This is a genomic window from Kurthia zopfii (genome assembly GCF_003143955.1).
In the GTDB taxonomy this organism is placed as follows: Bacteria; Bacillota; Bacilli; order Bacillales_A; family Planococcaceae; genus Kurthia; species Kurthia zopfii.
This window is the reverse complement of record NZ_QFVS01000002.1, coordinates 1-13,079: the sequence shown is the minus strand read 5'-3', so window position 1 is coordinate 13,079 and position 13,079 is coordinate 1. Positions and strand designations below refer to the sequence as shown.

General features: G+C 39.9%; 12 protein-coding genes and 1 tRNA gene. 9 read left to right on the top strand and 4 right to left on the bottom strand.

What is annotated here, in order from left to right; genetic code table 11:
- Positions 1–321 precede the first annotated feature (321 nt).
- Positions 322–912 carry an ATP-dependent Clp endopeptidase proteolytic subunit ClpP gene (gene clpP, locus DF281_RS01055; RefSeq protein WP_109348406.1) on the bottom strand — a complete coding sequence of 197 codons (591 nt, stop codon included), beginning with the start codon at positions 910–912 and terminating at the stop codon, positions 322–324.
- 164 nt (positions 913–1,076) lie between these two features.
- Here clpP and DF281_RS01050 point away from each other — a divergent pair.
- Positions 1,077–1,148 (top strand) — tRNA-Arg (locus tag DF281_RS01050).
- A gap of 90 nt (positions 1,149–1,238) precedes the next feature.
- Here the strand turns inward: DF281_RS01050 and DF281_RS01045 are convergent.
- Entirely contained in the window at positions 1,239–2,150 is a 912-nt protein-coding gene (locus tag DF281_RS01045) for a TetR/AcrR family transcriptional regulator (protein ID WP_109348405.1), read from the bottom strand.
- Between the two features lie 176 nt (positions 2,151–2,326).
- On the opposite strand from DF281_RS01045, the gene DF281_RS01040 reads away from it, so the two are divergent.
- The 8 genes from DF281_RS01040 (at position 2,327) to eno (ending at position 11,560) form a co-directional block, all read left to right on the top strand.
- Complete coding sequence (locus DF281_RS01040) at positions 2,327–3,970, top strand: DHA2 family efflux MFS transporter permease subunit (RefSeq protein WP_109348404.1); 1,644 nt, start codon at positions 2,327–2,329, stop codon at positions 3,968–3,970.
- Between the two features lie 121 nt (positions 3,971–4,091).
- Entirely contained in the window at positions 4,092–4,322 is a 231-nt protein-coding gene (locus DF281_RS01035; RefSeq protein ID WP_109348403.1) for a glutaredoxin family protein, read from the top strand.
- Positions 4,323–4,496: 174 nt separating this feature from the next.
- Positions 4,497–5,528 (top strand): sugar-binding transcriptional regulator, encoded by a 1,032-nt coding sequence (locus DF281_RS01030; protein WP_109348402.1) that lies wholly within the window; start codon positions 4,497–4,499, stop codon positions 5,526–5,528.
- A gap of 27 nt (positions 5,529–5,555) precedes the next feature.
- Positions 5,556–6,560, top strand: a complete 1,005-nt coding sequence (gene gap / locus DF281_RS01025; protein ID WP_109348401.1) for a type I glyceraldehyde-3-phosphate dehydrogenase — start codon at positions 5,556–5,558, stop codon at positions 6,558–6,560.
- Positions 6,561–6,685: 125 nt separating this feature from the next.
- Entirely contained in the window at positions 6,686–7,870 is a 1,185-nt protein-coding gene (locus DF281_RS01020) for a phosphoglycerate kinase (RefSeq protein WP_109348400.1), read from the top strand.
- A gap of 91 nt (positions 7,871–7,961) precedes the next feature.
- On the top strand, positions 7,962–8,723 hold the full coding sequence (tpiA, locus tag DF281_RS01015; RefSeq protein WP_109348399.1) for a triose-phosphate isomerase: 762 nt from the start codon (positions 7,962–7,964) through the stop codon (positions 8,721–8,723).
- Positions 8,716–10,242 carry a 2,3-bisphosphoglycerate-independent phosphoglycerate mutase gene (gpmI, locus tag DF281_RS01010; protein WP_109348398.1) on the top strand — a complete coding sequence of 509 codons (1,527 nt, stop codon included), beginning with the start codon at positions 8,716–8,718 and terminating at the stop codon, positions 10,240–10,242. Before tpiA ends, gpmI begins: the two co-directional genes overlap by 8 nt.
- Positions 10,243–10,264: 22 nt before the next feature.
- Positions 10,265–11,560, top strand: a complete 1,296-nt coding sequence (gene eno, locus DF281_RS01005) for a phosphopyruvate hydratase (protein WP_109348397.1) — start codon at positions 10,265–10,267, stop codon at positions 11,558–11,560.
- Positions 11,561–11,635: 75 nt separating this feature from the next.
- Here the strand turns inward: eno and DF281_RS01000 are convergent, their stop codons facing one another.
- The gene (locus DF281_RS01000; RefSeq protein ID WP_109348396.1) at positions 11,636–12,553 is read right to left on the bottom strand and encodes a helix-turn-helix domain-containing protein; all 918 of its coding nucleotides are present in this window, start codon (positions 12,551–12,553) and stop codon (positions 11,636–11,638) included.
- 142 nt (positions 12,554–12,695) lie between these two features.
- A partial coding sequence (locus tag DF281_RS00995; RefSeq protein WP_146191505.1) for an RNA-guided endonuclease TnpB family protein occupies positions 12,696–13,079 on the bottom strand: 384 nt, incomplete at its 5' end.

Genomic DNA, 13,079 nt, shown 5'->3' with positions numbered 1-13,079 from the left:
AATTAAGAGTCGCGCTTATGCGGCTCTTTTTTGTGTTCTAAAGACAGAGATAAACTAGGGTAACACATCGTTTTAAAGTATGCTTTAGAACGCATCATCAATGAAGGAAATAACGAGGACTCCTGCCGAAAAACAAGTGAGAAGCAATCCTTTATTTCCACCCAGAGTGGAAATAAATAGTGCGGCACTTGTCGGCGGAAAGCATTCGTTATTTCTGAAAGCTACAACGTGAATTATTTTAAAATTCCAAAATATATAATAGAACCAAAACTATATACAAACACAAAAAAGCCACCCTTTAAGGATGGCTTTTCATCTGAATTATTTAGAATCGTTGCTTACCATGATTTTGTCGATTAGACCGTAATCAAGTGCTTCTTCAGCTGACATAAAGTTGTCGCGATCTGTATCTTTCTCGATCACTTCAACTGGTTGGCCAGTACGCTCAGCAAGGATTTTGTTTAATTTTTCACGCGTTTTTAAAATGTGGCGAGCAGCGATTTCGATTTCAGTCGCTTGACCTTGTGCGCCACCAAGTGGTTGGTGAATCATGATTTCTGAGTTTGGTAATGCAAAACGTTTACCTTTTGCACCAGCTGTTAATAGGAATGAACCCATTGAAGCGGCCATACCAATACAAATTGTTTGTACATCTGGTTTGATGAATTGCATTGTATCGTAAATTGCCATACCAGCAGTTACGCTACCACCAGGAGAATTGATGTATAGGAAAATATCTTTCTCTGGATCTTCAGCTTCTAAGAATAGTAATTGTGATACGATCGCGTTTGCTACGTTATCATCAATAGCACTACCTAGCATAATAATACGGTCTTTAAGAAGACGTGAGTAAATGTCGTAAGCACGCTCTCCGCGGTTTGTTGTTTCGATTACTGTTGGAATTAAGTTCATCTAATTCTCCTCCGTTCAATCTTGTTACTGACTTTATCAGCGTTACCTTTATTGTAATTGCATAGTCAAATAAGGTCAAATAAATCACACTAAATGTTGCAAGTTTAGTGTGTAATAGGAAATCGTGTTGTGTTTAAGTTCTTATATTTGTATAATAAGAATATGCCTCAGTAGTTTAATGGATAAAACATAAGATTCCGGTTCTTAGGCTGGGGGTTCGATTCCCTCCTGGGGCATTATATAAAATGGGATTCAAACAATGATTTCCCTAAAAATTATTTCATAAACCAAAAGTAGCTACACGAATTTACTCGTGTAGCTACTTTTTATTGTGCTGAGTTTGATTCAATTGCTTCTTTAAAACCACGAGTAAAATGCCAAATATTGTTGGCAATTTCGATTGATTCTAATGAATGTTTTGAGTTTCTGAAGCTATTGTAGAATTGGTAAGCAATCGTATTAATAATATAGTTACGTGGCGTATCAGAAGAAAACTCCTCAATTAGGCATTCAGTGTACTCGATGCAAGGAGCGGGTATATTAGACTCGAGAGCTCCTTTAAAGCCGACTAACTGTTCTAGAACCTCATTAGATGTAATAACTTTAGGCTCTGTATTTTCATAAATATAACGTTGTAAATCCTGCCCTAGATAGAGGTCGTTATTCTTAATAAGCGAAGGAACAATCAGGTCGAGTTGACGTAACGCATATTTAACTGTAGCAACCGGGTCAATCATCTCATCACGAACCATATTGCCAATGTGCAATGTTTGATGAATCATACCGAAAAGAAGCGTTGTAGCATCGTAACGATAGGGAACGATGCTCTCGCCATAGACATCAATTAACCGCTTCGACAACCATTGCATTTCTTTCAAATGATACTGTTGTACAATTTTTTTTAAATCTGCGTCCCCAGAATGCAGTATTGATTCAAAAATCGGCAGCAAGTTTCTTTCGCGATTCACTTGCATGATTGTGGAGATTTGGGCTGCCAGTACATTTTTGTCGTTTAAGTCTTTTCCTATTAATAACTCTGCTTTACGCAAAGTAGAATCAGAGCGTCCAATTTCTAAAATGGCGATTAAACAATCCTTTTTAGAAGAGAAGTAATTATAAAATGTCCCTTTTGAAATATGCGCCTCATCCAGTATCTCCTGAATGGACGTGCTGTTAAAGCCTTTGTCAGCGAATAGTTTGAGTGATGCGAGGATCACTTGTCTTTTTCTATTGTTCATAGTCCCACCTTAATGAAATGTCTTTATACCGTTATTCTAAAACGAAAACGCTTTAATAGCAATGATTTTAGCATTATAAAATTTTTTTGTTGCCAAAATTGGACTCACGGTATATTATATTGTAAGTAATCTTTTTTAGACACGAAATATATTTAACGCAGAAGAGGGATCGACAAATGGATATTGAAAAATTGCAGAAGAACCCGCCATATGCAATGATTGTGCTATTGTTCATCGGTGCTTTTGTAGCATTACTTAACAATACATTATTAAATGTGGCGCTTCCTTCTATTATGAAAGACTTCGATGTGGAAGCATCAACAGTGCAATGGCTAACGACAGGTTATATGCTTGTATCAGGTGTATTAGTACCTGCCAGTGCATTTTTTATTACAAGAATTAAAAACAGAACATTATTTATTACATCATTAGCAATCTTCACATTAGGTACTGCACTAGCAGTATGGTCACCAACATTCGGCGTACTATTAACTGCTCGTATGATTCAAGCAGTAGGTTCAGCAGTAATGGGACCGTTATTAATGAATATCATGTTAATCTCATTCCCAATCGAAAAACGTGGAGCAGTAATGGGTGTGTTTGGTCTAGTAATGATCACAGCACCTGCAATTGGCCCAACACTTTCAGGTTGGATTGTTGAAACTTGGACATGGCATGTATTATTCGAAATGATTCTACCGTTAGCAATCATCGTATTAATCGTAGCATTCTTCAAGTTCGAAAATATTATGCCAACGAAGAAAGTGAAGCTGAGCATAACCTCACTCACACTTTCTACAATCGGATTCGGTGGTTTACTATACGGATTCAGTTCAGCTGGTACTGACGGCTGGGATGCAATCGGCGTATGGGGTACAATCACAGTTGGTGCGATCGCATTAATCGCATTCGTATCAATGCAGCTGAATATGAAAGAACCAATGTTAAACTTCGGCGTATACAAATACCCAATGTTCGGTTTAGCATCAGTTATTTCAATCGTCGTATCAATGGCGATGTTCTCTGGTATGATCTTAACACCAGTTTATTTACAAAATATTCGTGGCTTTACGCCGCTTGATTCAGGTTTACTAATGTTACCGGGGGCAGTCCTTATGGGGATCATGTCGCCAATTACTGGTAAATTATTCGATAAGTTTGGACCGAAGATTTTAGCGATTACAGGTTTAACAATCGTCACAATCTCGACTTACTACCTATCACAATTATCGACAACGACTACTTACACATACTTAATGATCGCGTATACGATTCGTATGTTCGGTATGTCTATGGTTATGATGCCAATCATGACAAACGGTTTAAATCAATTACCACAACAACTGAACCCACACGGTACTGCGATGAACAATACATTGCAACAAATTGCGGGTGCGATTGGTTCGGCAGTTATGATCACAATCATGACGAACCGTACGAAGAGCGAATCAGCTGGTATTGAAGATGACGTAAAAGCACAAGTAGCAGATAAAATGAAAGACCGCATCTCGGATCAAGTTGCTGAAAAAGCAACAGAGGCAGCACAAGCAGGATCGCCAATGTCTAAACAAGAGCTTGCTGACTATGCGAAACAATTAGCAGAAGATCCAAGTATGGTCAAATACGCGAAAGATTTAGCAGCACAAATTTCGAAACCACTTGTTGATAAAGCAATGGTTGAAGGGATTAACTTCTCATTCTTAATCGCGATGTTTATTACAATCTTCGCTTTATTCCTAGCATTTTTCTTAAAACGTGTAAAAGTGACTGGACGCAAAGTTCCGCCAACAAAAGCACCGGTTGAAGAGACAAAAGAATAGTAGTTTAAAATGGAGTCACATCTATAAGGATGTGGCTCTTTTTTAATGCGTATTATTTCAAAAAAATTGGAGTTTCTTCTATAATAATAGCAATTATAAATTTGAGAAGGGAGGAAGTGCATTGATTACATATTATAGCCGACCAAATTGCCGCCTTTGTGAAGAGGGAATGAGCCTTTTACTACTCGTCCAGGAAGATAAGGAATTTGATATCGTAGAAGTGAATATTGAAGATGATGATGAACTTCATGAGAAGTATATGATGAAAATTCCGGTTGTCGAACAGAACGGGCAGATCATTCAATCTGGCTTACTCGATTACATCACCTTGCTTGAAGAAATAGAAGGGTGAATGGTGCGACTTGGAAAAGTAACTTACTAAAGATTGAGTGGGATAACATTTCGCCCGTTATTGCATTAGTCCCCCTCAATTGTTATAATATGTGTAGGAAATATTTTTTTGAACAAAGTGGGACATAATTTATATGTATGGGATATTTTTAGTCCTACAATAAGGAGAATGGATATGTTGTCTTTAACAGAAGCACAATTGAAGATGCTACCCGAAATGGCAGAATCACTTCAAATTAGATACCGTATTCTTCAAATGGTACAAATGCTTGGGCCAATCGGGAGGAGATCCCTTGCAGATAGTTTGTCACTACCTGAAAGGGAAGTCCGCAAAGAGACCGACTTGTTACGTGAACAATCCTTAATGGATGTCAGTCGTTCAGGTATGTCGATTACCGATTTAGGTATTCAAGTATTAGATCGCTTGAAGCCACTCGTTTACGAATGGTCGGGGATTTCAGATTTAGAAATTCAATTACAAAAGCTTCTCGGCATTCAGAAAGTCATTATTGTCGATGGGAACTTAGATTTAGAACCATCCGTAAAAGCATTAATGGGAGCAGAGGCCGCAATCGAGCTTGAGGATTTCGCGCATCAAGGGAATATTGTAGCGGTGACAGGTGGTAGCACAGTCGCGGCGGTTGCCAATGCAGTGAAGCCTTCGAATAAATTGAAGGATCTCACATTTATCGCAGCCCGTGGTGGCATGGGTGTCGATGTTCAAATGCAGGCGAATACAATCGCTTCTAACTTCGCCGTTAATTCGGGGAATGAATATCGCACACTGTATTTACCGGAGCATTTAGGTGAAGCAGCCTACAATGCGATGAAGGAAGAGCCAGTCGTGCAGGAGATGATGACACTGTACGAAAATACATCAATTGTCGTCCATGGAATTGGTTCGGCAGATGAGATGTCAGAGCGTAGAAAATCAACCGTTTCTGAGCGACAAGGCTTAACGGAACTCGGTGCAGTTGGTGAAGCATTTGGTTACTATTTTGACGAAAAGGGTAAAGCAGTACAAAGAATACGGACAGTAGGATTACAGCTTGAACAGGTCAAAAACTGTCCCGCTGTGCTAGCGATTGCTGGTGGAACGCGCAAAGCACAGGCGATTCTCTCATATTTCAAAAATGCGCCTTCGCAAACCATTTTCATTACGGACATGGCAGCAGCGCAGCAAATGTTTAAAATCATTCAAAAATAACACATATTTTACTGGAGGAATAATATCATGACAATCAAATTAGCAATTAACGGTTTTGGACGTATTGGACGCTTAGTATTTCGTATCGCATTAGAACGCAAAGACATTGAACTCGTAGCAGTAAACGATTTAACGGACGCAGCAATGCTTGCACATTTACTAAAATATGATTCGGTTCATGGTATTATCCCGAATGAAGTAACTTCTGAAGGAGATTACCTAGTTGTAGATGGCAAAAAAGTGCGTGTCTATGCAGAAAAAGATCCAGCGAACTTACCATGGGGTGACCTTGGCGTAGATGTGGTTGTAGAATCTACAGGTATTTTCAAAGATCCTGAATCAGCAGGCAAACATATTGCAGCAGGTGCAAAACGTGTCGTTATTTCAGCACCAGGTAAAAATATGTCAACATTCGTAATGGGTGTTAACCATACAGATTATGATGCTTCAAAAGATATCATCGTATCGAACGCTTCATGTACAACGAACTGTCTTGCGCCAGTGGCAAAAGTGCTAGACGACAACTTCGGTATTAAACGCGGTATGATGACAACAATTCACTCGTATACGAATGACCAAAAAATCTTAGACTTACCACATTCAGATTATCGTCGTGCGCGTGCAGCTGCCGAGTCGATGATTCCAACAACTACTGGTGCAGCAGCGGCAGTATCAAAAGTATTACCACAGCTTGAAGGCAAATTGGACGGTATGGCAATCCGAGTACCAACTCCAAACGTGTCACTTGTGGACTTAGTTGTTGAGCTGAATGAAGATGTTACGAAAGAATCAGTAAATGCAGCTTTAAAAGCAGCTTCAGAAAATGAACTTAAAGGGTTCCTATACTACACAGAAAAACCACTTGTATCAATCGACTACAATGGCAACCAAGCTTCTTCTACAGTAGATGCGCTTTCAACAATGGTGAATGACGGCAACTTCGTAAAAGTACTAGCATGGTATGACAATGAGGCAGGATATTCTACTCGCGTAGTGGATTTAGTTGAATACATGGCGGAACAAGGCTTATAATTAAAAAAGATTAGCCATTATGTGTTGTATTGTATATAATGTATTTTGGAAAAAGAGGAGGAGTTGTACACTTCTCCTTTTTTTATGAAATTTGCGAATATAATTTTTTAAGGAGGCTTTCTTCAATGAACGAGAAGAAAACAATGAATGATGTAGAAGTGAATGGTAAACGCGTTTTTGTACGTGTAGATTTTAACGTGCCAATGGAAGACGGCAACATTACAGATGATACTCGAATTCGTGCAGCACTTCCGACAATCAAGCATTTAATTGATGAGGGCGCAAAAGTAATTTTAGCGAGCCATTTAGGTCGACCAAAAGGTGAAGTTGTTGAAGAAATGCGTTTGACAGCAGTAGGTACTCGCCTTGCTGAATTATTAGGCAAACCAGTTATGAAACTAGACGAATCTGTTGGCGAAACAGTACAAAAAATCGTATCAATGATGAATGATGGCGATGTTGTATTGTTAGAAAACGTTCGTTTCCATAAAGGTGAAGAAAAAAATGATGCTGAATTAGCAAAACAATTTGCAGAATTGGCTGAAGTTTATGTGAATGATGCATTTGGAGCGGCTCATCGTGCGCACGCGACAACAGCAGGAATCGCAGCTTATTTACCAGCAGTATCAGGTCTACTTTTACAAAAGGAATTAGATGTTTTAGGTAAAGCTCTTTCAACGCCAGAACGTCCATTCACTGCTGTAATCGGTGGTTCTAAAGTAAAAGATAAAATCGGCGTAATCGATCATTTATTAGATCTTGTCGACAACTTAATTATCGGCGGTGGTCTTGCTTTCACATTTGCAAAGGCACAAGGTCATGAAATAGGTAATTCACTTGTTGAAGAAGATAAAATCGAGCTTGCAAAAGAATTTATGCAAAAAGCAAAAGATAAAGGTGTTAATTTCTTAACGCCAATCGATACAGTGATCGCTTCTGAATTTTCTAAAGATGCAGATGCGAAAACTGTCGACATCGATGGCATTACGGAAGGTTGGATGGGTCTTGATATCGGTCCGAAAACTGCAGAACTTTATGCAAATGCGATTAAAGATTCAAAATTAATCATTTGGAATGGTCCTATGGGCGTATTTGAAATGGACAAATTTGCTGGCGGTACGAAAGCTGTAGCAAATGCAATGGCAACAACTGAAGGTTATACAATCATCGGTGGCGGAGATTCAGCTGCAGCAGTTGAGAAATTCAATGTGGCTGACAAGATGAATCATATCTCTACAGGTGGCGGTGCTTCACTTGAATTCATGGAAGGTAAGCAACTTCCTGGAGTAGTCGCACTAAACGATAAGTAATTCATTTTTGGCAGACAGCGCGACTGGAACATTCCACATTGTCGCTCGTCTGTCTTTTCAACAAATAAATCAATTTTAAGGAGGCATAACCATGCGTAAACCAATCATCGCAGGAAACTGGAAAATGTATAAAAAATTATCAGAAGCTTCACAATTTGTCGAAGCGCTAAAGAATAAAGTACCATCAGCTGAAAAAGTAGATGCAGTTATTTGTGCGCCATCAATTTTCTTAACTTCACTAGTGGAAGCTGCGAAAGGTACGGATTTAGCAATCGGTGCTCAAAATATGCATTTCGAAGTTGAAGGAGCATATACGGGAGAAGTTAGTCCGTCACAATTATCAGATATTGATGTACAATATGTAGTGTTAGGACATTCAGAACGTCGTGAATATTTTAACGAAACAGACGAAGCGGTTAACAAGAAAGCAATCGCTGCATTTGAAAATGGCTTAACACCAATCATTTGCTGTGGTGAAACACTTGAAGAACGTGAAGCTGGTCAAACAGTTGCCAAAGTATCTTCACAAATTACAGCAGCAATTAAAGGGTTAACGCCTGAGCAAGTGGCGACATCTGTCATCGCTTACGAACCAATTTGGGCGATCGGCACGGGCAAAACAGCTACAGCAGCTGACGCGAACGAAACTTGCGGCGAAATCCGTTCAGCCATTGCACAAGCAGTGAATGAAGAAGTAGCACAAGCAGTTCGCATTCAGTACGGCGGTAGTGTGAAACCAGCGAATGTCGTAGAACTTCTATCAATGGAGCAGATCGACGGCGCTCTTGTTGGAGGCGCAAGTCTAGACGCAGAATCATACCTACAATTATTGGAGGCGGGAGCAAATGCCTAAAAGACCAGTAGCCCTCATCATTCTTGATGGCTTCGGTTGCCGAGAAGAAGTTTTCGGTAACGCAGTTGCACAAGCAAATAAACCGAATTTCGACCGTTACTTTGCACAATTTCCACATACTCAAATCTTAGCTTCAGGCGAAGAAGTGGGATTGCCAGCAGGTCAAATGGGGAACTCAGAAGTGGGACATTTGAATATCGGCGCAGGTCGTGTCGTTTATCAAAGTCTGACACGTATTGGGAAAGCGATTAAAGATGGTGATTTCTTCACGAATGAAGCACTTTTAAAAGCAATTAACCATGCAAAACAAAATAACTCAAAATTACATTTACTTGGATTACTTTCTGATGGCGGCGTACACAGTCATTACGAGCATCTTTTTGCGCTATTAAAATTAGCGAAAGAACATGGTCTTTCAGAAGTTTACGTACACGGTTTCTTAGATGGTCGTGACGTAGGTCCAAAAACAGCGACAGGATATATTAACGAAACTGAACGCCAAATGAAAGAAATTGGCGTAGGTGAATTCGCGACAATTAGTGGCCGTTACTTTGCGATGGACCGCGATAAACGTTGGGATCGTGAGAAAAAAGCTTACGATGTCATCATCGACGGTGAAGGCCCAACAGCATCAGGCGCAATCGCTGGTGTAGAAGCATCTTACGCAAATAAAGTTTTCGATGAATTCGTAGAACCTTTCGTCATCGAAAAAGACGGCAAACCAGTGGCAACAATTGATGACAATGACGCAATTATTTTCTTCAATTTCCGTCCTGACCGTGCCATTCAATTATCAACAGCGATCACAAATCCAGCATTCGATGGCTTTAAGCTTAGTAAAAAACATCCAAAGAATATTGAATTTGTAAGCTTTAAGAAGTATAGTGAAACAGTAATCGGGGACATCGCATTCAATGATGACGATTTAAAAAATACAATTGGGGAAGTATTATCTACAAATGGACTTCGTCAATTACGTATTGCCGAAACTGAAAAATACCCTCACGTCACTTTCTTTATGAGTGGCGGTCGTGAAGAAACATTCGAAGGTGAAAATCGCATTTTAATTAACTCTCCGAAGGTTGCGACATATGATCTTCAACCTGAGATGAGTGCATATGAAGTGAAGGACGCGCTAGTAGCTGAAATTAATGGTGATAAAACAGATGCCATTATTTTAAACTTTGCGAATCCTGATATGGTTGGTCATAGCGGTATGCTAGAACCGACGATTAAAGCGATTGAAGCGGTTGATGAATGTCTAGGTGAAGTAGTCGATGCGATCCTTGCAAAAGGTGGCGCAGCAATTATTACAGCCGATCACGGTAACTCAGATGAAGTAGTAACGCTAAACGGTCAGCCAATGACTGCACATACGACGAACCCAGTTCCTGTCATCGTGACGCAACAAGGCATCACATTGAACAAGACAGGCAAGCTTTGTGATTTAGCACCAACTATGCTGAAATTATTAGAAGTTGAACAACCTGCAGAAATGACAGGCAAACCATTATTTTAAAACAGTAGGGAGATTATTAACAATGCCAATTATTACAGATATTTATGCACGCGAAGTCCTAGACTCACGTGGTAACCCAACAGTAGAAGTAGAAGTTTTAACAGAATCAGGTGCTTTCGGACGCGCAATCGTTCCTTCAGGCGCATCAACTGGTGAATACGAAGCAGTAGAATTACGCGACGGCGACAAAGACCGCTATCTTGGTAAAGGTGTTACAAAAGCTGTAGATAACGTAAATAATGTAATCGCTCCAGCTCTAATCGGTAGCTATGCAGTAACTGAGCAAGTTGAAATCGACCAAAAAATGATCGAATTAGACGGCACTGACAACAAAGGTAACTTAGGTGCAAACGCTATTCTAGGTGTATCTTTAGCAGTGGCTCGTGCAGCAGCAGAAGCGCATGGTCTACCTCTTTACAAATACATCGGCGGCGTAAACGGAAAACAACTTCCAGTACCAATGATGAACATCTTAAACGGTGGCGAACACGCTGATAACAACGTTGATATTCAAGAATTCATGGTTATGCCTGTTGGCGCTACAAGCTTCAAACAAGCATTACAAATGGGTACAGAAATCTTCCACTCACTAAAAGCGGTTCTTAAAGAATCTGGTCACAATACAGCTGTAGGTGACGAAGGCGGTTTCGCTCCAAACTTAACTTCTAACGAAGAAGCTCTTTCTACAATCATCACTGCAATCGAACGAGCTGGTTACAAACCAGGCGAAGAAGTTCAATTAGCAATGGACGTTGCTTCTTCTGAGTTATACTCAAAAGAAGATGGCAAATACCACTTAGATGGTGAAGGTGTTGTTAAAACTTCAGAAGAAATGGTCGCTTGGTACGAAGAAATGACTTCTAAATACCCAATCATCTCAATCGAAGACGGCCTTGACGAAAATGACTGGGTTGGTCACAAATTATTAACAGAACGTATTGGCGATCGCGTACAATTAGTAGGTGACGATTTATTCGTAACAAACACTGAAAAATTATCTCGCGGTATTGAAGAAGGCGTTGGCAACTCAATCTTAATCAAAGTGAACCAAATCGGTACTTTAACTGAAACTTTAGATGCGATTGAAATGGCTAAACGAGCTGGTTACACAGCAATCATCTCTCACCGTTCAGGCGAATCAGAAGATACGACAATTGCTGACATCGCAGTTGCAACAAACGCTGGTCAAATCAAAACAGGTGCTCCATCTCGTACAGACCGCGTTGCGAAATACAACCAATTACTACGTATCGAAGACGAACTAGGTAAAACAGCTGTATTCCAAGGCATCAAATCTTTCTACAACTTAAATAAATAATCTAGATATTAAGAAGCCTCTCCTACATGTTTAGGAGAGGTTTTTTAGTTTGAAGAACGAAAAAAAACATCGATTTTAACGTCGATGTTTTTGCTTTATGCCTACGATGAAGAAGACGATTGATAGGATTATTCCGATGATCAGTATGAGTAAAAATACATTGGCATTTACATGATTCGGCCAATCAGAGAAATTCACTTTGTAGCTTGAGTTTTCATTTTCACCTAGCGTAAGCGTAAGGATGTATTGAATTGAGTACAATGAAATCGACATGAATAATGTATTCACACTTGCTTTGAACCATCCATTCACGGACGTCATATGCATGATTGACATAATGATGAATGGAATCATCGTGAATAATGTAATAAGATAGCCCGGTTTCATATCATAGCCATTCGTAACGCCGATGATGAATAATAGAATGAAAAGTGAGCTATAAGTCATGAAGAAGTACAGTGCTACATTGTATTTACGAATAGCATAACGTTTAAGTAAGTAGGGCGAGAATAATACGATGTATCCGAGTAATGTACCCATTGTTGCGATGCCCCACCAGTTTTGCTCATAAATGAAGCAGCAAATACCTAGTAATAAACTAATGGAAGCGAAAGTCGATAGCGTAAAGACAGCTAATTTATGCTGTTCTGTAAAACGAGTTGCCGTCGGGATGAATGTGAATGCGACCAGCAAGCCACCGAAGACGATTGGTGAAAATGTCAGCCCTTTATTAATGGCGATATCACAAATGAGACAAATGATTAGCGCTAAAATATAAGTTCCTGTGAAACCCCAATAGAATCTTTCGCTCACCTTTCGATGTAAGGTCGCGTGTTTTTTCATCTCGCGGAATTCAGTATCATTTGCGCCGCGAATTAATTCATGTTCGGACACGTCCAACGCCTTGCAAATTTCAGGAACGAGCGTGATGTCAGGATAGCTTTTTCCGCTTTCCCATTTACTAATTGCGGACTCGCGTGAACTACTCGCCACTTAGCTAAACCTTGCGGTTCTTCACGCTTGAAGTGGGAGCTTCTTGGGAATAGAGCGTACTTGCAAGTGTATTTCTTTACTTGCAGCGGTTTCTCTTATTTGACCGAGCTAACCCCGTAGTTCCTACGGTTTGTATAGGCTGTTAGCCCAACGTATGAAGTCGTAATCCTTCATTAAGAATATTGATACTCGCATTGATGTCACGGTCATGCTGTGTACCACAATGCGTACAAGACCATTGTCGAATCGAAAGCCCTTTCTTTCCGTCATTCTGCCCACAATGCGAGCAGAGCTGACTAGAAGGAAACCATGTATCAATTTGTACAATCGTCTTGCCGTACCAATCGGCTTTGTATTGTAACTTTTGAACGAAGCTCGACCATGATACATCGGCAATACTTTTCGCTAACTTATGATTCTTCATCATACCTTTGGTATTCAACTTCTCAAGACAGATTACATCGTGATTTTTGATGATGTCTGTACTCAATTTATGAAGAAAATCTTCGCGCTGGTTGACGACTTT